18 protein-coding genes are annotated in these 19,683 nt (G+C 56.3%); 10 read left to right on the forward strand and 8 right to left on the reverse strand.

The features are described 5' to 3' along the window. Positions 1-37: 37 nt before the first annotated feature. The 3 genes from fhuA to hrpB form a co-directional block, all read right to left on the reverse strand. Complete coding sequence (gene fhuA / locus B498_RS08245; protein WP_008501929.1) at positions 38-2,248, reverse strand: ferrichrome porin FhuA; 2,211 nt, start codon at positions 2,246-2,248, stop codon at positions 38-40. A 231-nt stretch (positions 2,249-2,479) separates the two neighbouring features. Then, positions 2,480-5,005, reverse strand: coding sequence for a bifunctional glycosyl transferase/transpeptidase (gene mrcB, locus B498_RS08240; protein WP_008501930.1), 2,526 nt, complete (start codon positions 5,003-5,005; stop codon positions 2,480-2,482). A gap of 142 nt (positions 5,006-5,147) precedes the next feature. Next, the gene (gene hrpB, locus B498_RS08235; protein ID WP_008501931.1) at positions 5,148-7,577 is read right to left on the reverse strand and encodes an ATP-dependent helicase HrpB; all 2,430 of its coding nucleotides are present in this window, start codon (positions 7,575-7,577) and stop codon (positions 5,148-5,150) included. 73 nt (positions 7,578-7,650) lie between these two features. Between hrpB and thpR the strand changes: the two genes are divergently transcribed. The 9 genes from thpR (at position 7,651) to panD (ending at position 14,590) form a co-directional block, all read left to right on the forward strand. Beyond that, on the forward strand, positions 7,651-8,205 hold the full coding sequence (gene thpR / locus B498_RS08230; RefSeq protein WP_008501932.1) for an RNA 2',3'-cyclic phosphodiesterase: 555 nt from the start codon (positions 7,651-7,653) through the stop codon (positions 8,203-8,205). Continuing rightward, positions 8,195-8,899, forward strand: a complete 705-nt coding sequence (sfsA, locus tag B498_RS08225) for a DNA/RNA nuclease SfsA (protein ID WP_008501933.1) — start codon at positions 8,195-8,197, stop codon at positions 8,897-8,899. The genes thpR and sfsA overlap by 11 nt, the downstream gene beginning before the upstream one ends. Positions 8,900-9,075: 176 nt before the next feature. Next, a complete protein-coding gene (gene dksA / locus B498_RS08220; RefSeq protein WP_001155232.1) occupies positions 9,076-9,531 on the forward strand; it encodes an RNA polymerase-binding protein DksA in 456 nt (151 codons plus the stop codon). Between the two features lie 59 nt (positions 9,532-9,590). Further along, the gene (gene gluQRS, locus B498_RS08215) at positions 9,591-10,481 is read left to right on the forward strand and encodes a tRNA glutamyl-Q(34) synthetase GluQRS (protein WP_008501938.1); all 891 of its coding nucleotides are present in this window, start codon (positions 9,591-9,593) and stop codon (positions 10,479-10,481) included. Between the two features lie 42 nt (positions 10,482-10,523). After that, positions 10,524-11,921, forward strand: a complete 1,398-nt coding sequence (gene pcnB, locus B498_RS08210; RefSeq protein ID WP_072203850.1) for a polynucleotide adenylyltransferase PcnB — start codon at positions 10,524-10,526, stop codon at positions 11,919-11,921. Then, entirely contained in the window at positions 11,918-12,397 is a 480-nt protein-coding gene (folK, locus tag B498_RS08205; protein WP_008501940.1) for a 2-amino-4-hydroxy-6-hydroxymethyldihydropteridine diphosphokinase, read from the forward strand. Before pcnB ends, folK begins: the two co-directional genes overlap by 4 nt. A 123-nt stretch (positions 12,398-12,520) precedes the next feature. Further along, positions 12,521-13,312 carry a 3-methyl-2-oxobutanoate hydroxymethyltransferase gene (gene panB, locus B498_RS08200; protein ID WP_008501941.1) on the forward strand — a complete coding sequence of 264 codons (792 nt, stop codon included), beginning with the start codon at positions 12,521-12,523 and terminating at the stop codon, positions 13,310-13,312. Positions 13,313-13,323: 11 nt separating this feature from the next. Next, complete coding sequence (panC, locus tag B498_RS08195; protein WP_008501942.1) at positions 13,324-14,175, forward strand: pantoate--beta-alanine ligase; 852 nt, start codon at positions 13,324-13,326, stop codon at positions 14,173-14,175. A 34-nt stretch (positions 14,176-14,209) separates the two neighbouring features. Next, complete coding sequence (gene panD / locus B498_RS08190) at positions 14,210-14,590, forward strand: aspartate 1-decarboxylase (RefSeq protein WP_003856284.1); 381 nt, start codon at positions 14,210-14,212, stop codon at positions 14,588-14,590. A gap of 3 nt (positions 14,591-14,593) precedes the next feature. Here panD and B498_RS08185 read toward each other — a convergent pair whose 3' ends face one another. From B498_RS08185 to B498_RS08170, 4 genes are all read right to left on the reverse strand, one after another. Then, positions 14,594-15,841 (reverse strand): polysaccharide deacetylase family protein, encoded by a 1,248-nt coding sequence (locus tag B498_RS08185; RefSeq protein ID WP_008501943.1) that lies wholly within the window; start codon positions 15,839-15,841, stop codon positions 14,594-14,596. A gap of 64 nt (positions 15,842-15,905) precedes the next feature. Further along, on the reverse strand, positions 15,906-16,346 hold the full coding sequence (locus tag B498_RS08180) for a PTS sugar transporter subunit IIA (protein ID WP_008501944.1): 441 nt from the start codon (positions 16,344-16,346) through the stop codon (positions 15,906-15,908). A gap of 104 nt (positions 16,347-16,450) precedes the next feature. After that, a complete protein-coding gene (locus tag B498_RS08175) occupies positions 16,451-17,221 on the reverse strand; it encodes an ABC transporter permease (protein WP_008501945.1) in 771 nt (256 codons plus the stop codon). Continuing rightward, on the reverse strand, positions 17,218-18,144 hold the full coding sequence (locus B498_RS08170) for an ABC transporter ATP-binding protein (protein ID WP_008501946.1): 927 nt from the start codon (positions 18,142-18,144) through the stop codon (positions 17,218-17,220). Before B498_RS08170 ends, B498_RS08175 begins: the two co-directional genes overlap by 4 nt. Before the next feature lie 107 nt (positions 18,145-18,251). Between B498_RS08170 and can the strand changes: the two genes are divergently transcribed. Continuing rightward, positions 18,252-18,914, forward strand: a complete 663-nt coding sequence (gene can / locus B498_RS08165) for a carbonate dehydratase (RefSeq protein ID WP_008501947.1) — start codon at positions 18,252-18,254, stop codon at positions 18,912-18,914. Positions 18,915-19,005: 91 nt separating this feature from the next. Here can and hpt read toward each other — a convergent pair whose 3' ends face one another. Then, positions 19,006-19,542, reverse strand: a complete 537-nt coding sequence (gene hpt, locus B498_RS08160) for a hypoxanthine phosphoribosyltransferase (RefSeq protein WP_008501948.1) — start codon at positions 19,540-19,542, stop codon at positions 19,006-19,008. Positions 19,543-19,683 lie beyond the last annotated feature (141 nt).

Here is a 19,683-nt window from a genome sequence, read left to right on the forward strand (position 1 = left end):
AATAAAAAGGGCACGGCGAACCGTGCCCGAAGAGAGATTAGAAGCGGAAGGTCGCGGTAGCAACAACCTGACGTCCTGCTCCCCAGTAGCAGGCATATTCGCTGTAGCAGCTGGAGACGTATTCGCGATCGAAGATGTTGTTCACGTTGACGCCGACAGAAGAGCCGGGAAGTCCAAAGCGCGCCAGGTCGTATTTCACGGTGGCATCCGCCAGGGCATAGCCCGCGACGTTGAACGACTGGTAGGCTTTTGGCGACGAAGCAGAGTAATAGGACACGGTGTTACCGATGTAACGGGTGCCAGCCCCTACCGTCAGACCGCTCAACGCCGTCTCGTGGAAGGTGTAATCTGCCCACAGAGACGCCATATTGCGCGGCACTTCCGCCGGACGACGGCCTTCATACCAGGTATCGTGCGTGTATTTGGCATCAGTGAAGCTATAGGAAGCCGTCACGTTCATGTTGGCAGAGACGGCAGCTTTCGCTTCCAGTTCGAAACCGCGAGAGCGAATTTCACCGCCCTGCACGCTAAAGCCGCTGGTTGGGTTCGCCGGATCGGCCGTCAGGTTGTTGTTTTTGGTTAACTGATAAACAGCAGCCGTGACCACAACAGGCAGATCTTTCGGTACGTACTTCACGCCCGCTTCATACTGCTTGCCGCGTGCAGGATCGAACGGTTTGCCGCCCTGAGTGGTACCCGAAATCGGTTCGAACGATTCGCTATAGCTGAAATAAGGCGTGATGCCGTTGTCGAACAGGTAGTTAATCCCGCCGCGCCACGTGAATGCCTGATCGTTGATTTCCGCGGTAGTACCGGTTGTACGCGTCAGTGCTGAGGTTTTCGCAAAGTCATAGCGGCCACCCATTGTGAGTACCCACTTATCCCATTCAGCCTGATCCTGCGCATAAAGGCCGGTTTGTTCCTGACGGTTGAGCACTTTGTAAAGGTAGTAAACGTCGACATTTGGATTGCCGTACGCAGGCTTCGTCATACTGATGGGATCGGCCGTGCCGTAGTCAGCATCAATATCATTACGCATGCGGAGGTAATCAACGCCCGTCAACAGGGTATGATCCACTGCACCCGTCGCGAATTTGGACTGAAGCTGAGTATCAACGGTAAACGAGTTGAGGTCCTCATCGGAGCGCACATACGCGCGGCTGATCTGAGCCGGTGCAATATAGCCGTTACCGTAGACGGAACGGTAAAGCGTATTGATTTTGGTGTAGCGCAGGTTTTGACGCACGGTAAAGGTGTCATCAAACTGATGCGAGAAGCTGTAACCCACCATTTTCTGACGACGGGAGATCTTGTTATCTTCTTCACCTTCGTTGAAATCGGTCGGCAGCTTGTGTGCTTTGCCGTTGGCATCGTAGTAAGGCACAACGGTACCTTCCCGCGGCAGCCAGCCGTAATAGCCTGCATCCGGATCGCTCTGGAAGTTGCTCAGGAAAGTAAAATCGGTTTTATCGTCAGGACGCCAGCTGAAAGCAGGTGCAATGGCGTAGCGGGAAGATTTCACCATCTCCTGCTGCGCATTTTCGCTGCGCCCCAGACCGGTCAGACGGTATGACCACACGCCGTCATCATCAATCGCATCGCTGAAATCAAACCCGGTCTGCCACAGGTTATCGGTACCCATTTTGAACTGAATTTCTTTCAGTGGCTCGGTGGTTGGGCGCTTGCTGACCATGCTGACCACGCCGCCCGGGTGGCTTTTACCGTAAAGAACGGACGTTGGGCCACGCAGCAGCTCGACGCGCTCAAGGAAATACGGATCCATGGACGCTTCAGAATAGTTATCTCCCTGCAGCTTCATCCCGTCCAGATACTGGTTAGTATTCACGGTACTGGAAGTGGTGAACCCACGAATAGAAACAACATCATACGTTGTAGACGCCCCGCGTGTTGCGAACACGCTCGGCGTATAGGCCAGCGCCTGTTTAACCGTGCCCGGCTGCTTCATGTCCATCTCTTCACGGGTGACGACAGAAATAGACTGCGGGGTTTTCTCAATCGGGGTATCGGTCTTGGTCGCGGTGGCGGTGCGTTTAGCCGCAATCGTGGGTGCCGGTCCCCAGGCACTTTCCTGTGCCGCAGGTGCTGCGGTTACCGTAATGGTTTCTTCTTTTTTCGGGGTTTCGGCAGCATGTGTATATGCCGACATGCCGGCAACCGCTGTGGCGACGACGACCGCGATTTTACGCAGCGACGTATTGATTGGCTGAGCAGTATTGGAAAGCGCCATGGTGTATCTCTGATGGAAAAGTGAATGATAACGTAAACGAGAATTATTATTATGACCGCAGCATAATAGGCGAAACGCTGACTGCATAGCAAGCAGTAAGCGGCCCTACGAGAATTAAGGGTTTAAGAAATAACCAGGAGAGAACGAAGGGTTAATCAATATTAAAAAGAGGGTTAAAAAAAGGGGGGGAATGGGTAAAAAAATCCCCCCTTGCGGGGGGACCTCACGCGGTTAGTTACCGCCGAACATATCTTTAATCCAGCCTGCGACACCATCGCTGTCTTTCTTCTCGTTCTGCTGCTGCGGCTGTTGCTGCTGCGGCTGTTGTGGCTGAGAAGATTGCTCAAACGGGTTACCCGTTGGCTGTTCTGGCTGGCTTTGCTGGCACAGTGAATCCGGGTTGGTTGTCCAGACCGGCAGAGTACGCATTCCGCCGCCGCAGACGAAGTTACCGGAACTGTCCACGCCCATATCGACGATATCTTCCGGCGCAACCAGGTTCAGCGGCACCGGGGACTGATTCGCCAGATAGCGCTGGTAAATCGACATCGCCCCGCTCGCGCCGTACAGTTTCGTCGGCTGGTTGTTGTCGCGGCCTACCCAGGTGATCACCACTTCACGGCCATCAATACCGGCAAACCAGGTATCAACGTTGTTGTTGGTGGTACCGGTTTTACCCGCCAGATGCAGGCCCGGATACTTCGCCCCCAGCTGACGGCCGGTACCGCGCTGCACCACCTGCTGCATCGTCCACAGCGTCATATAGGCTGCCTGCGCAGGAACGGCACGTTCCGCCTGCGGGAAGCTCTGATACAGCACGGAGCCATCTTCGGCAATCACCGAACGCAGGGCTGACAGCGGCGCGCGGTTACCGCCGCTGGCGATCGTCTGGAACGCCTGCGCCACTTCGATCGGCGTCAGGTTGAGCGCCCCCAGGATCATCGCCGGTACCGGGTGCAGCTGATCTTTCGCCACGCCCAGCTTCTGCCAGGTATCGACAATCGCTGGCAGACCCAGCGACATGCCCAGGTTCACCGTCGGCACGTTCATGGAGCGCGTCAACGCATCCACCAGCATCACCTGACCGCTAAACTGCTTGTCGTCGTTCTGCGGTGACCACACCTGGCCGTTAGGCTGGCGCAGGGAGATCGGCGCATCCGCAATCCAGGTATTCAGACGATACTGGTTTGGCTGACTCAGGGCAGTGAGATAGGTCGCCGGTTTTGCCAGAGAGCCGATCGAGCGACGCGCCTGCATGGCACGGTTATAGCCAGCAAACTGCGGCTCGGCACCGCCCACCATCGCACGAACTTCGCCGGAGTTACGGTCAACCACCACCATCGCGGTTTCAAGATCGGAGAGCTTACGCTGTTTCTTCAGCGCCGGAATGCCTTCCACCGCCGCTTTTTCTGCCGCATCCTGCGCCACGGAGTCAAAGGTCGTAAAGATCTTCACGCCGGAGAGATCTTTCACTTTATCACCCAGCTTGCTCTGCAGCTCCTGACGCACCAGCTGCATAAACGCAGGCTGAGGCGAGATCACCCCACCGCGCGGCTGCACGCCAAGCGGACGTGCGCTCAGCATGTCGTACAGCTCCTGGTCAATCACCTGCTGCTGTTGCAGCAGACGCAGCACCAGGTTACGACGCTCAAGGGCCAGTTTCGGGTTACGCCACGGGTTATAAATGGACGCCCCTTTCACCATGCCCACCAGCAGCGCCTGCTGATCCAGACTCAGCTCTTCAACCGGACGACCAAAGTAGTACAGGCTCGCCAGCGGGAAGCCGCGGATTTCGTTATCGCCGCTCTGACCGAGGTACACCTCGTTCATATACAGCTCAAGGATACGATCCTTGCTGTAGCGCGCATCCATCAGCACGGCCATATACGCTTCGTTCGCTTTACGCCAGTAAGAGCGCTCGCTGGAGAGGAACAGGTTCTTCACCAGCTGCTGGGTCAGCGTACTTGCCCCCTGCACGGTACGGCCCGCGGTCAGGTTAGCCAGGACCGCACGGCCAATCGAGTAGAGGCTGATGCCGTCATGCTCGTAGAAGTGGCGGTCTTCGGTTGCCAGCAGGGTATCAACCAGCAGATCCGGGAAGCCGTTACGCGCCACGAACAGACGCTGTTCGCCGTTCGCCGACGAGAGCATGGTGATCAGGCGGGGATCGAGACGGAAGAAACCGAACTGACGGTTGTTATCCATGTTCTCGATGGTATCCAGACGATCGCCGTCAAAGGTCAGACGCGCGCGCACCTGACCCTCTTTGCTGTCCGGGAAATCAAACGGACGGCGGATCATCTCAATGCTGTTGGCCTGCACGGTGAATTCGCCAGGGCGCGTCATTTTTGACACCTGACGATACTGGGTAGCTTCCAGCAGTTTTACCATTTCGTTTTTCGTGATGGACATATCTGGCTCAAGGTTCACCATGCGGCCATACACTGCCGCAGGTAACTGCCAGACTTTACCGTCGATACGGCTGCGGATCTTCTGATCCAGATACACGCCGTAAATTGCCATCAGCACAACAAAAACAATAAAGAGCTTCAGCAGCAGCCAGAACCAGCCGCGTTTGCCCCGAGGCTTGCGCCCTTTGCCTTTCCCTTTACGCGGCATCGGTTCTTCATCCTCATCATCGTCTTCATAGTCATCGTCATAGTCCTCATCTCTGAGGCGACGACGGCTTACCTTTTCTTTCGCCGGACGCGTTGGTCTTCCCTTACGTCCTATTGGCTCGCGGTCATTCCCCGCCATGCTTTTTCTCCGCAACTTTCAGGCGCAAAGGCCCGATTCTCTTTTCTTCCACCGGTCTGTGAAAGAAGAAATCTCTCAAAATTAGTTCTCCCTCTCCCTGTGGGAGAGGGCCGGGGTGAGGACATCAGGCCGCACATCCCTATCAGGAATACTTCTTCGTCCGCTTCGTCGGCGCCGTATTCGCCGGATCGTCCGGCCAGACGTGTTTGGGGTACCGCCCTTTCATCTCTTTTTGCACATCACGGTAGCTCCCCGCCCAGAACGCCCCCAAATCGCGAGTGATCTGCAAGGGTCGATGCGCAGGCGACAGCAGTTCAAGCACCAACGGCACGCGCCCTTCAGCGATAGACGGCGTGGTTGCCTCACCAAACATCTCCTGCATTCGAACCGCCAGCGCCGGCGGATTATCCTCATGATAACGGATGGCAATCCGGCTTCCGGTCGGCACAGTGTAATGCCCTGGCAGTTCACTATCCAGACGTTGACGCAATGACCAGTCCAGTAAATTCTGTAACGCGACCTTAACATCAAGCGCTTTCAGCGCCCGCAGGGAGTGTACGCCGCTCATCTGCGGCAGTAGCCAGGTCTCCAGCGACGCGAGTAACGTTTCGTCATCCACCGCTGGCCAGGCGTACTCCGGCAACCAGCGAGCGGCGCAGTGCAGGCGAATGCGGTACTGCTCAGCCTCCGGTGTCCAGTTCAGCACGCTCAGCCCTTTTTCCCGAATGCCGTTCAGCATAGCCTGATGGAGCTCGTCTTCCGACGGCTTCGCCAGCGGCTTCGTTCCGAGTGTCAGTTTGCCAATCTGGCTGCGACGAAACGCCTTCAGCGTGCCCTGGGCGTCATCCCACTCGACGATGTCCGATTGCTGGAGCAGATGCGGACAGGTACGGGTCAGGGCGTCAATATCGACGGCAATCGCCTGCAGGATACGCGCATCCGGGGAGTTGCTCCCCTGCAGCAGGAGCGGCGCAATCAGCCACTCATGACGCGTCAGGGCATCATCGCTGTCCAGCATCGCCCCCATACCGTTTGCCAGCTGGTAGCGACCGTCCAGCCCGCGCCGACGCGCAATCCGGTCCGGAAACGCCTGCGCTAACAGCCGGGAGATGCTCTCACTGTCTGGCACGCCGCCGCGGCTGTTAAGCCGCTTACAGAGCTGCTGGGCCCGCTGCTGCCAGTTCCCCTGATTGCGCGAAAACGCCTGCCCCAGATCGCTGCTGCCTCCGCGCGGCGGCTCCTCAAGGATAGCCGCCAGTTTGGCCGCCGTGGCAATCTCATCCTCCCCCTGCGCGGCCACCAGCATCGCGGCCAGACGCGGATCGTTGCCCAGTGCCGCCATTTTCTGGCCGCGTACCGTCAGACGTTCGCCTTCCAGCGCACCAAGCTGGGTCAACAGGTTGCGCGCAGCGGTGAGGTTCACGGCTGGCGGGGAATCAAGCCAGGTAAGCTGTCCAGGATCCGGGCAGCCCCACTGCAGCAGATCCATCACCAGGCCAGACAAATCGCTTTGTAAAATTTCCGGTGTGCTTTGCTGCGTCGCGCGTTCCGCCTGCTCTGCGCTGGTCAAATGCAGGCAGATACCCGGCTCAAGTCGCCCCGCGCGGCCCGCGCGCTGCACCATTGATGCCTGGCTGATGCGCTGCGTCAGGAGTTTAGTCAACCCGGTGCGCGGGTCAAAGCTTGCCACCCTCTCCTGCGCGCTATCAACCACCAGGCGAATACCTTCGATGGTCAAACTGGTTTCAGCAATATTGGTTGCCAGTACCACCTTGCGCTGTCCAACCGGGGCAGGAAGGATAGCTTTACGCTGCTCCTGCAGCGACAGCGCGCCGTAGAGCGGGCAGAGCAGTACATCACCGCCTACGCGAGAGGAAAGCTGCTCCTGCACGCGCTGGATCTCCCCGACGCCCGGCAAAAACAGCAGCAGCGAGCCGGGTTCCTGACGCAGCAGTTCTGCGGTGGCAATGGCGACCGCTTCGTCAAAACGCTGATGGGAGGGAAGCGGTTGATAGCGGCGTTCAACAGGAAAAGCCCGCCCTTCAGAGCTGATGACAGGCGCATCGGGTAGCGCCTGCCGTAGCCGCGCATTGTCCAGCGTGGCCGACATTATCAGCAGCCGGAGATCGTCACGCAGTCCCTGCTGAACGTCCAGCAACAGCGCGAGGGCCAGATCCGCCTGCAGGCTGCGCTCGTGAAATTCATCCAGGATCACCAGCCCGACGCCGGTCAGCTCCGGATCGTTTTGCAGCATGCGGGTGAGAATGCCCTCGGTGACCACCTCAAGGCGCGTTGTCGGACCCACGCAGGTCTCGGCGCGCATCCTGTACCCTACCGTTTCGCCCGGTTTTTCTTTCAGCAGTTCCGCGAGGCGCTGCGCCACGTTGCGTGCGGCCAGCCTGCGCGGCTCCAGCAGGATAATTTTCCCGCTGATGTTCCCCTCTTTCAGAATCTGCAGCGGCAGCCAGGTGGACTTACCCGCCCCCGTCGGGGCATTCAGCAAAACCTGCGGGGAATGGCGTAAGGCAGCGAGAAGGTCAGGAAGAACAACGGCGACCGGCAATGAGGACACTAACAGCTCCAGAGGGTTAACATTCGTCGGCGTACATTGTAGCATCGGCGCATATCATTACCGAGTCCTCCGTATGCCTGAGTCGAAACGGCTGTTTTTTGCCATTGAATTGCCCCCCCCCTTACAGCGTCAAATTGTTCGCTGGCGCGCTGACCACTTCCCGCCGGAGGCCGGTCGCCCTGTCGCGGCGGCCAACCTGCACCTGACGCTGGCCTTTTTGGGCGACGTCAGTGCCGAAAAACAGCGGGCGCTAGCCGCCATGGCAGGGCGTATTGCCCAGCCGGAATTTACGCTGCACCTCGACGACGCGGGCCAGTGGCTGCGTTCGCGCGTGGTCTGGCTGGGTACGCGACAGCCTCCGCGCGGATTATTACAGCTGGCGAACATGCTGCGCGCGCAGGCGGCGCGCAGCGGCTGTTATCAAAGCCCACAGCCGTTTCATCCGCACATCACCCTGCTGCGCGATGCCGGTCAGGCCGTTGCCATCCCGCCGCCGGGTTTTCACTGGGCCTTTCAGGTCAACACATTCGCGCTTTATGAATCCGTCTTTATTCAGGGACGCACCCGCTATACGCCGCTACAGCGCTGGACGCTGGGCGACACCGAAAGGAATTCTGATGAAGTTTAGTCCTCCCCTGCAGCACGCTACGCTTGTCCAACGCTACAAACGCTTCCTCGCCGATGTGATCACGCCAGAAGGCGAACAGCTCACCCTGCACTGCCCCAATACCGGTGCCATGACGGGCTGTGCGACGCCGGGCGACAGGGTCTGGTATTCCACATCAGAAAATACTAAACGCAAATATGCTCATACCTGGGAAATGACCGAAACCCAAAACGGGGCATTTATTTGCGTTAATACCCTGCGCGCCAATCAGTTAGTTAAGGAAGCGCTGACCCATGGTGTTATTCCCGAACTGGTTGGTTATGGCACGCATAAAAGCGAAGTGAAATATGGCGATGAAGGCAGCAGAATTGACTTCATGTTACAGGCGGAAGACAGGCCGGAGTGCTATATTGAAGTAAAATCAGTGACGTTAGCGGAACAGGAAAATGGCTACTTCCCGGATGCGGTAACGCTACGTGGTCAGAAGCATCTGCGAGAGCTAATGAGTGTTGCGGCGGCGGGCAAACGCGCCGTATTGCTGTTTGCGGTATTGCATTCAGCCATTGAACGTTTCTCCCCTGCCCGCCATATTGATCCTAAATACGCGCAATTGTTGAATGAGGCACAAAAGCAGGGGGTAGAGGTTTTCGCTTATAAAGCGGAACTTTCTGCCGATAATATGACTCTGAGATACTCTCTTCCCATTGTCTTATAAGGGATTAGACGATTGACTATTAAGTGTTCTGGCCGCGTGCGCAAATACGCTTTTCCTCACAGGCTTGTCAAGTGTTACGTTTAGATAATTGCCATACGGAAAAGCATCTGCTATTTATAGCGACCTGATTTTTCCCCCAACACGGGGATCGATAGTGCGTGTTAAGGAGAAGCAACATGCAAGAAGGGCAAAACCGTAAAACATCGTCCCTGAGTATTCTCGCCATCGCTGGGGTGGAGCCGTATCAAGAGAAACCGGGCGAAGAGTATATGAACGAAGCCCAGCTGTCGCACTTCAAGCGTATTCTTGAAGCATGGCGTAATCAACTCAGGGATGAAGTCGATCGCACCGTTACTCATATGCAGGATGAAGCTGCTAACTTCCCGGATCCGGTAGACCGTGCCGCTCAGGAAGAAGAGTTCAGCCTCGAACTGCGTAACCGTGACCGCGAACGCAAACTGATCAAAAAGATCGAGAAAACGCTGAAAAAAGTCGAAGACGAAGATTTTGGCTACTGCGAATCCTGCGGTGTTGAAATTGGCATTCGTCGCCTGGAAGCGCGTCCAACCGCCGATCTGTGCATCGACTGCAAAACGCTGGCCGAAATCCGCGAAAAACAGATGGCCGGTTAACACCAGCGCTGTTTACACACTCCAAAGGCGGGAGTTTCTCCCGCCTTGTTACTGTTGATATGTCTGAATCTCACTATATTGGGCGCTTCGCGCCATCTCCTTCCGGTGAATTACACTTCGGCTCATTAATTGCCGCGCTTGGCAGCTACCTGCAGGCTCGCGCCCGTCAGGGAAAATGGCTCGTCCGCATTGAAGATATTGACCCTCCGCGTGAAGTTCCCGGTGCAGCAGAGACGATTCTGCGTCAGCTGGAACATTACGGTCTTCACTGGGATGACGAGGTTCTGTGGCAGTCAACACGTCACGAGGCGTATCGGGAACGTCTGGCCTGGCTTCGCGCTCAGGGGCTTTCCTATAACTGCACCTGCACCCGCGCGCGTATCCAGAGCGCAGGCGGCGTCTATGACGGCCACTGCCGCACGTTGAACAACGGTCCTGAAAATGCCGCCGTGCGAATACTGCAGCGCTCACCGGTGACGCGCTTTCACGATTTACTCTCCGGTGAGATTCATGCCGATGAACGTCTGGCGCGTGAGGATTTTATTATTCACCGTCGCGATGGCCTGTTCGCCTACAACCTGGCCGTGGTGGTGGACGATCATTTTCAGGGCGTGACGGAAATTGTGCGCGGGGCGGATCTGGTCGAGCCGACCGTACGGCAAATCTCGCTGTATCACCAGTTTGGCTGGACGGCACCGGACTATATTCATCTGCCGCTGGCGGTTAATGCGCAGGGCTTAAAATTATCAAAGCAGAACCACGCCCCGGCCCTGCCAGACGGCGATCCGCGTCCTGTTTTGATCGACGCGCTGCGTTTTCTCAACCAGAATGTAACCAACGAATGGCAGGATCTGCGTATTGACGAACTGCTGAAAATGGCCATCGCCAACTGGACGCTCAGGGCTGTGCCAAAAATCCAGCATTCTCAAATGCGTTGCGCTGAGCTATGATTAGCCGCTTTTTTCATAACAAAACACACTACGAGGTGTACCATTTTTACCCGAGTCGCTAATTTTTGCCGTAAAGTGCTAAGCCGCGAAGAGAGCATGGCGAATGATGCTATTGCACAGCCACACATGTCGGTTATTCCGCGTGAGCAGCACTCTATTTCCCGCAAAGATATCAGTGAAAATGCCCTCAAGGTACTCTATCGTCTGAATAAAGCGGGCTACGAGGCCTATCTCGTCGGCGGTGGGGTGCGTGATTTACTGCTGGGCAAAAAACCGAAAGATTTCGACGTGACGACCAGCGCCACGCCTGAGCAGGTGCGCAAATTATTCCGCAACTGTCGTCTCGTTGGCCGCCGCTTCCGTCTGGCTCACGTGATGTTTGGGCCGGAAATTATCGAAGTGGCGACCTTCCGCGGCCACCACGAAGCGGGCGCATCCGATCGCACCACGTCGCAGCGCGGCCAGAACGGTATGCTGCTGCGCGACAACATCTTCGGCTCTATCGAAGAAGATGCCCAGCGTCGCGACTTCACCATCAACAGCCTCTATTACAGCGTGGCGGATTTCACCGTGCGCGATTACGTCGGCGGCATGCAGGACCTGAAAGAAGGTCTGATCCGCCTGATCGGCACGCCGGAAACGCGCTACCGTGAAGATCCCGTACGTATGCTGCGCGCCGTGCGTTTTGCCGCCAAGCTCAATATGCGCATCAGCCCGGAAACGGCCGAGCCGATCCCGCGTCTGGCGACGCTGATTAACGACGTGCCGCCTGCTCGCCTGTTCGAAGAAGCGCTGAAGCTGCTGCAGGCCGGCCACGGTTTTGAAACCTATAATCTTCTGCGCGAATACAACCTGTTCCAGCCGCTGTTCCCGACCATTACCCGCTACTTCACCGAAAACGGTGACAGCCCAATGGAGCGCATGATTGCGCAGGTGCTGAAGAATACCGATACCCGCATTCGCAACGACATGCGCGTGAACCCGGCGTTCCTGTTTGCCGCGATGTTCTGGTATCCGCTGCTGGAAACGGCCCAGCGCATTACCCAGGAGAGCGGGCTCGCCTATTACGATGCGTTCGCGCTGGCCGCCAACGACGTGCTGGACGAAGGCTGCCGCACGCTCGCCATTCCGAAACGTATTACCACTCTGGTGCGCGACATCTGGCAGCTTCAGCTGCGCATGTCACGTCGTCAGGGCAAACGCGCCTGGAAGCTGATGGAGCATCCTAAATTCCGCGCGGCCTTCGATCTCCTGTCGCTGCGCGCGGAAATTGAACGCAACCAGGAGCTGCAGCGTCTGGCGCAGTGGTGGGCTGAATTCCAGGTCTCCGCCCCGCCAGAGCAGAAAGATATGTTGACCGGGCTGGATGAAGAGCCGGAACCGCGTCGCCGTCATCGTCGTCCGCGCAAACGCGCGCCGCGTCGTGAAGGGACAGCATGACCCTCGCGTATATCGCCATCGGCAGCAATTTAGCCTCACCGCTGGAGCAGGTGAATGCTGCCGTAGAGGCGCTGGGTGAGATCCCGCAAAGCCGCATCGTGGCGGTCTCCTCGTTCTATCGCACCCCGCCGCTGGGGCCGCAGGATCAGCCAGACTACCTCAACGCCGCCGTGGTTCTTGAGACTGAGCTGGGTCCCGAAGCGCTGCTGGACAATACCCAGCGTATTGAGCTTCAGCAGGGCCGCGTACGCAAAGCCGAACGCTGGGGGCCGCGCACGCTTGATCTCGATATTATGCTGTTCGGCCATGAGGTGATTAACACTGAACGCCTCACCGTACCGCATTACGACATGAAAAATCGCGGGTTTATGCTCTGGCCGCTGTATGAAGTTGCCCCTTCCCTTACCTTCCCTGACGGGCTCTCGCTAGAGGCCGTTCTCAACAGTCTCGGTGCGGAGAAACCCGCCCGCTGGTAAGGCTGTTTTTTTAGCGATTAACCATAAAATATTTATGGTTAATCGTTTACCTAAAATCATTGTTCCCTCGAATGTTACTGTTAGAATGCGCAAAGATTCGCTTTTGGGCTATCAGGAAACAGTATGAAACCAACCACCATCTCCTTACTGCAGAAATGCAAACAGGAAAAAAAACGCTTCGCCACCATCACCGCGTATGACTACAGCTTCGCCAAACTGTTTGCCGAAGAGGGGATCAACGTCATGCTGGTCGGGGACTCGTTAGGGATGACGGTACAAGGACATGATTCCACCCTGCCGGTAACGGTTGAGGATATCGCTTACCATACCCGCGCCGTGCGCCGTGGCGCCCCAGCCTGCCTGCTGCTTTCCGATCTGCCGTTTATGGCCTATGCCACGCCGGAACAGGCATTCGAAAATGCGGCGGCAGTGATGCGTGCCGGTGCCAATATGGTCAAAATTGAAGGCGGCGCCTGGCTTGTGGATACGGTGAAGATGCTCACCGAGCGCGCCGTGCCGGTGTGCGGGCATTTAGGCCTGACGCCGCAGTCCGTCAATATCTTTGGCGGCTATAAGGTGCAGGGCCGTGGCGATGCCGCCCAGACGCTGCTGGATGATGCCCTGGCGCTGGAAGCCGCAGGTGCCCAGCTGCTGGTGCTGGAGTGCGTGCCGGTTGAACTGGCGAAACGCATCACCGACGCGCTGTCCATTCCGGTGATTGGTATTGGTGCAGGCAACGTCACCGACGGTCAGATTCTGGTGATGCACGACGCCTTCGGTATCACCGGCGGACACATCCCGAAATTTGCCAAAAATTTCCTCGCCGAAGCGGGCGACATGCGCGCTGCGGTCAGGCAGTATATTGCCGACGTTGAATCCGGTGTTTACCCGGGTGAAGAACACAGTTTCCATTAAGGAGTCTCGTTGTGCTAATCATTGAAACCCTGCCGCTGCTTCGCCAGCATATCCGCCGCGCGCGACAGGAAGGTAAACGTATCGCACTGGTCCCGACCATGGGCAATCTGCATGACGGCCACATGAAGCTCGTCGACGAAGCCCGTGCACGAGCAGATATCGTGGTGGTCAGTATCTTCGTGAACCCCATGCAGTTTGACCGCGCAGACGATCTGGCACGCTACCCGCGTACCCTGCAGGAAGATTGCGAGAAGCTCAAAAAACGCCACGCGGATATCGTTTTCTCACCTGCACCGGCGGACGTTTACCCGCAGGGTACCGAAGAGGCAACCTACGTTGACGTCCCGGGCATTTCCACCATGCTCGAAGGCGCCAGCCGCCCTGGCCATTTCCGCGGCGTTTCCACCATCGTCAGCAAGCTGTTCAACCTGGTACAGCCGGACGTAGCCTGCTTTGGCGAGAAAGATTTCCAGCAGCTGGCGCTGATCCGCAAGATGGTTGCGGATATGGGTTACGATATCGAGATTGTCGGCGTACCGATTGTACGCGCCAAAGACGGTCTGGCACTCAGCTCGCGAAATGGCTACCTGACTGCCGAACAGCGTAAAATCGCGCCGGGCTTAAGCAAGGTCATGAACACCATGGCAGAGCAGATGCTGGCAAAAGAGTTAACAGCAGAAGAAATTATCGCCCTTGCCGAGCAGGCGCTTAACGATAAAGGCCTTCGTGCTGACGACGTACAAATTCGTGATGCTGATACGCTGCTGGAATTAACCCAGAACAGCAAGCGCGCAGTCATCCTGGTGGCGGCCTGGCTAGGTCAGGCGCGTCTGATCGACAATAAAGTGGTTGAGCTGGCGTAGTTCCCTTCACCCCTGATAATGATAGGTAAACGTAATGATTCGCAAAATGCTGCAAGGTAAGCTTCACCGTGTGAAAGTCACGCAGGCCGACCTGCACTATGAAGGCTCCTGCGCCATTGACCAGGATTTCCTTGATGCAGCAGGTATCCTCGAAAACGAAGCGATTGATATCTGGAACGTGAACAACGGCAAACGCTTCTCTACCTACGCGATTGCCGCCGAGCGCGGGTCCAAAATCATCTCCGTTAACGGCGCAGCCGCGCACTGCGCAGACGTGGGTGATATCGTGATCATCGCCAGCTTCGTGATGATGTCTGACGAAGAAGCGCGCCGCTGGCAGCCTAAAGTCGCCTACTTCGAAGGCGACAATGAAATGAAGCGCACCGCAAAGGCGATTCCGGTTCAGGTTGCATAAGCACTACCCCTGCGGCTGATTGCTGATCAGCCGCGACATCGTCTCCAGCGAATCCGTTCTTAAGATGTACAGGCGTTTCAGTAAGAACGGATTATCCCCCGGCTTCACCTTTCCTTTCACCGTCGTCACCGCCAGATGGAAACCGGCATCATTCGCCGCCTTTATCGCTTTATTGTCGTAGCCGCCGAAGGGGTAAGAGACATACAGCACGCGCGGGTTAAACTGCGCCAGCGCGCGACGCGAGCGTTCAAAATCAAACAAAATCACGTGATAGCTGCGGCTCAGTAAAATCGGATGCTTATTGGCATCCACGCGGTGCAGGAAGTGGGTATGAGACTGAATATCGAACACATCCTGAATCCCCTTAATCTCCTGCACGCTCATAAACTGCAGGGATTTAGGATCCCACTTCTGCGGATGGCCTTTTATGCGGGAAGAGATAATAAACGCGGTAGCCTTGAAGCCGTACTCTTTCAGCACAGGATAAGCATAGCGGCTGACAGATTTCAGGCCATCGTCAAAGGTTATCACCACCGATTTCGCAGGCAGGTTCATTTTGTTACGCACGTACCCTTCCAGCTGGTACATCGTCAGGGTGGTATAGCCCTGATCGCGAAGCCATGCCATCTGGTTATTGAACGCACGTACGCTGGTCGTCGTGGACGTATGTCGAAAGCGCGTGTTTTCTTCATCACGCAAAATATGATGGTAGGTCAGAACAGGAAGGCCGTTATCTTCCTGCGCATCCAGGCTGCTGATCCACGCCAGACGATTACCGATGCGGATCTGAAACCAGGTCTGGTTTAAACGGTCTTTAAGTTTGTTCAGGATCGGATAGCGAAGATTGGCGCTTAAGGTGCCGAAGGGTGCGCTGCCGTTGTTCGGGGCGTTATAAACGGGCGTGTCTTTCCACGTTATCAGGTTTTGATTGCTCAGCGGTTTGTTCAAATCCCCCAGGCCATCCTCGACGCGCTGTTTGCCCTGAACCGGCTCCAGATGCCCCTTGTCGATAAAGCCCGTGCCAAATCCGAAGCGAAATTCATAGTAGTCCGCCGCCGCAGGCACCACCGCGAGGATCTGCCCTGCCCGCACGTTGCCAACGTTAATGACGCTGTTGCCGATCTGCGCCCAAATCGCCGCATCTTCGGTGGTTTGCATATATTGAGCAGGCAGTCTTTGCTGACTTAATAAACTGGCAGAAACAGTGCCGGACACGAACATCAATAGCAGGAAAACAATACGCGTGAACATGAGGGTCTTATTCGAAGCGGAAATACTTACGCCATTGTAGCAAAAGCGACATCAATACCAATGTTTAATTCTTATACAGGTCATGCAGCAGGACAAAGGGAGGATTTTTTTGCTGTTGATGCCACAAGCTGCTGACGCCCGGGGTACCCAGCGAAACAATAGCGTTACGGAACGCTGCGCTGGTTAAGGTCTCGCGATGGGGATACATCATTTCAAGCAGTGGAAAGCTAATACCGGAGATCACCTCGCAGCAGTCGTGCTTATGGCTCATCAGGGCCGCAGCACGGTACGGCGCCGCGCCGGATTTATCGGTAAGAAAAATCACGCCGTCTCCGGTGTCGGTTTCATGAAGGGCATCGCACATCATCCGGCCAAGCATGTTGGTACTCAAACCGCGCCAGTAGTTAACCGCGCGACACTGTGGCAGCGGACCAAACCTGGCTTCCAGCTTCAGCAGCATGTCCTGCGCCCGTTCATCGTGGCAGGTGATAACCCATCCCAGCATAACTCTCTCCTTAGCAGGCAAGTAGTTTAGCGGAGTGAAGGTTAGCTTTCGGTGATAACTGTCAAAGAAAGTGCCCGGCAGACAGAATGTCGCCGGGCTGAGGGCTAGCTGCGCAGACCGCGTCCGCGCTGGATCAGATACCAGCACAGCAGGTAGAAGACGATGATGAACACCACCAGCACCGCCACCGTGGTAAACAGCGGCACATCGGTGATGCCGAGGAAGCCAAAGCGGAAACCGCTGATCATGTAGACGATCGGGTTCAGGTGCGACAGCGCCTGCCAGAACGGCGGCAGCAGCGTCAGGGAGTAGAACACCCCGCCGAGATAGGTCAGCGGCGTCAGCACGAAGGTCGGGATCAGGCTGATGTCGTCAAACGTTTTGGCAAACACGGCGTTCAGCAGACCGGCCAGCGAGAAGAGGATCGCCGTCAGGAGCAGGGTCAGGGCCACGAAAAGCCAGGAGTGCACCTGGAACGGCACGAAGAACAGCGAGATGGCCGTCACCAGGATCCCAACACACAGACCGCGCGCCACGCCGCCACCGACGTAACCGGCAATGATCACATGCGTTGGCACCGGTGCCACCAGCAGCTCCTCAATATTGCGCTGGAACTTGGCGCTGAAAAAGGACGACGCCACGTTGGCATAGGCGTTGGTGATCACCGCCATCATGATCAGGCCAGGCACGATAAACTGCATATAGGTAAAGCCGTGCATCTCACCAATCCGGGAACCAATCAGGTTACCGAAGATGATGAAATAGAGCGTCATCGTGATGACTGGCGGCACCAGGGTTTGCACCCAGATGCGCATAAAACGGTTAATCTCTTTCGCCCAGATACTTTTCAGCGCGACCCAGTAAAGATGCGTCATGCCTTGTCTCCTTGTTTATCCTGCACCAGAGAGACAAACAGCTCTTCCAGTCGGTTCGCTTTGTTACGCATACTTAAAACCTGAATACCCTGCGCGCTCAGCTGGGAGAACACGCTGTTAATCCCCTGCTCGCGCAGCACTTCCACTTCCAGCGTCGAGGTATCCACCAGACGATACTGGTACCCTTCAAGCTTCGGTAACGGGCTCTTTGCCGCCAGATCGAGAATAAAGGTTTCTGATTTCAGCTTGGAGAGCAGGTTCTTCATCGAGGTGTTTTCCACCAGCTCGCCGTGCTGAATGATGCCGATGTTGCGGCACAGCATTTCCGCCTCTTCCAGGTAGTGGGTAGTCAGAATGATGGTGGTGCCTTTGTCATTGAGGTCTTTCAGGAAGCCCCACATGGAGCGGCGCAGCTCAATGTCTACGCCCGCCGTCGGCTCATCGAGGATCAGCAGCTTTGGCTCGTGCATCAGCGCACGGGCAATCATCAGGCGGCGCTTCATCCCGCCGGATAACATCCGGGCGCGTTCGTTACGCTTTTCCCACAGATCGAGCTGCTTGAGGTATTTTTCGCTCCGCTCCAGGGCCTCTTTACGCTCAACGCCGTAATAACCCGCCTGGTTAACGACGATCTGCTGCACCGTCTCAAACGGGTTGAAGTTGAATTCCTGCGGGACCAGACCCAGCTGGCGCTTGGCGTTGACCACATCTTTTTGCAGGTCGTATCCGAACACGCTGACGCGGCCGGAGGTTTTGTTCACCAGCGAGCTAATGATGCCGATGGTAGTCGATTTCCCCGCCCCGTTCGGCCCCAGAAGCGCGTAAAAATCACCGGCCTCTACTTTAAGATCTATTCCGCGCAGCGCCTGAACGCCGCCCGGATAGGTTTTTTTAAGCTGCTCAAGCTCCAGTGCAATTGCCATGAAATTAACTTACCTTCAGTTCTGACACACGTTGTGTGGTTTCATTAAAAGTCGGGTTACCCTATAGTAGCGCAACGTAATTACTCGGTTACAGGTCGCTAACCTCCATGAACAACATAGATACACTCATCAGCAACAATGCACTATGGTCAAAAATGCTGGTGGAGGAAGACCCCGGATTTTTTGGAAAACTCGCGCAGGCGCAAAACCCACGCTTTCTCTGGATTGGATGCTCCGACAGCCGCGTACCGGCGGAGCGCCTGACCGGCCTCGAGCCCGGCGAACTGTTTGTTCACCGCAACGTTGCCAACCTGGTGATTCACACCGATCTCAACTGTCTTTCTGTTGTTCAGTATGCCGTTGACGTTCTGCAAGTCGAGCACATCATCATCTGCGGCCACTACGGCTGCGGCGGCGTGCAGGCGGCGGTTGAAAATACGGAGCTGGGGCTCATTGATAACTGGCTGCTCCACATCCGCGATATCTGGTTCAAACATAGCTCACTGCTGGGCGAAATGCCGCAGGAGCGCCGCATGGATACCCTGTGCGAACTCAACGTGATGGAGCAGGTGTATAACCTGGGCCACTCAACGATCATGCAATCGGCGTGGAAGCGCGGGCAGAAGGTCTCGATCCACGGCTGGGCGTACGGTATTCACGATGGTCTGCTGCGCAACCTGGAAGTGACCGCCACCAACCGCGAAACGCTGGAGCAGCGTTACCGTTCGGGAATTGCCAACCTTCAGCTTAAGCACGTAAACCATAAATAAACAAAGCCGGGTGGCGGCTGCGCCTTACCCGGCCTACATGTGCCCATTCGTAGGCCCGGTAAGCGCAGCGCCACCGGGCAACAAACCGCAATTACTCGTCCAGCAATACCACTTTCCCAACATACGGCAGATGACGATAACGCTGTGCGTAGTCAATACCGTAACCGACGACGAACTCGTCCGGGATAGAGAAACCGACGAACTCCACCGGCACCTGCACTTCACGGCGGTCAGGCTTATCCAGCAGGGTGCAAATCGCCAGCGATTTTGGCTCACGCAGGCTCAGGATCTCGCGCACTTTTGACAGCGTGTTGCCGGAGTCGATGATGTCCTCAACGATCAACACATCTTTGCCACGAATATCTTCATCCAGATCTTTCAGGATTTTCACATCACGGGTGGTGGACATGCCGCTGCCGTAGCTGGAGGCGGTCATAAAATCGACCTCATGGGGCACATGCACCTCACGGCACAGGTCTGCCATGAACATGAAAGAGCCGCGCAACAGACCGACCAGCACCATTTCGCTGCCGCTGTCCTTGTAATGTTCGGTGATTTGACGACCCAGTTCGGCGATACGCGCTTTGATCTCGGCTTCCGGGATCATCACTTCAACAGTATGTTTCATATTACTAACCAAATGATTTTAATGAAAATCTCTCAATACGGATGAGTTAATATCCAGCACTGATACGCAAGCCAGCCATTATATCAGCAAATGGATAACCCTGGCGTATGAGTTATAAAAAGCAAATATTGTGATTCCGAT

Origin of the sequence: Enterobacter sp. SST3 (assembly GCF_000286655.1) — a bacterium.
GTDB classification, from domain to species: domain Bacteria; phylum Pseudomonadota; class Gammaproteobacteria; order Enterobacterales; family Enterobacteriaceae; genus Enterobacter; species Enterobacter roggenkampii.

What these genes read in the sequence shown, in the direction of transcription:
- folK (WP_008501940.1), top strand. Translation starts at nt 11,918, where the DNA reads ATGACCCTCGCGTATATCGCCATCGGCAGCAATTTAGCCTCACCGCTG.
- hpt (WP_008501948.1), bottom strand. Translation starts at nt 19,542, where the DNA reads ATGAAACATACTGTTGAAGTGATGATCCCGGAAGCCGAGATCAAAGCG.
- dksA (WP_001155232.1), top strand. Translation starts at nt 9,076, where the DNA reads ATGCAAGAAGGGCAAAACCGTAAAACATCGTCCCTGAGTATTCTCGCC.
- B498_RS08185 (WP_008501943.1), bottom strand. Translation starts at nt 15,841, where the DNA reads ATGTTCACGCGTATTGTTTTCCTGCTATTGATGTTCGTGTCCGGCACT.
- panB (WP_008501941.1), top strand. Translation starts at nt 12,521, where the DNA reads ATGAAACCAACCACCATCTCCTTACTGCAGAAATGCAAACAGGAAAAA.
- thpR (WP_008501932.1), top strand. Translation starts at nt 7,651, where the DNA reads ATGCCTGAGTCGAAACGGCTGTTTTTTGCCATTGAATTGCCCCCCCCC.
- sfsA (WP_008501933.1), top strand. Translation starts at nt 8,195, where the DNA reads ATGAAGTTTAGTCCTCCCCTGCAGCACGCTACGCTTGTCCAACGCTAC.
- B498_RS08170 (WP_008501946.1), bottom strand. Translation starts at nt 18,144, where the DNA reads ATGGCAATTGCACTGGAGCTTGAGCAGCTTAAAAAAACCTATCCGGGC.
- fhuA (WP_008501929.1), bottom strand. Translation starts at nt 2,248, where the DNA reads ATGGCGCTTTCCAATACTGCTCAGCCAATCAATACGTCGCTGCGTAAA.
- can (WP_008501947.1), top strand. Translation starts at nt 18,252, where the DNA reads ATGAACAACATAGATACACTCATCAGCAACAATGCACTATGGTCAAAA.
- B498_RS08180 (WP_008501944.1), bottom strand. Translation starts at nt 16,346, where the DNA reads ATGCTGGGATGGGTTATCACCTGCCACGATGAACGGGCGCAGGACATG.
- B498_RS08175 (WP_008501945.1), bottom strand. Translation starts at nt 17,221, where the DNA reads ATGACGCATCTTTACTGGGTCGCGCTGAAAAGTATCTGGGCGAAAGAG.
- gluQRS (WP_008501938.1), top strand. Translation starts at nt 9,591, where the DNA reads ATGTCTGAATCTCACTATATTGGGCGCTTCGCGCCATCTCCTTCCGGT.
- panD (WP_003856284.1), top strand. Translation starts at nt 14,210, where the DNA reads ATGATTCGCAAAATGCTGCAAGGTAAGCTTCACCGTGTGAAAGTCACG.
- mrcB (WP_008501930.1), bottom strand. Translation starts at nt 5,005, where the DNA reads ATGGCGGGGAATGACCGCGAGCCAATAGGACGTAAGGGAAGACCAACG.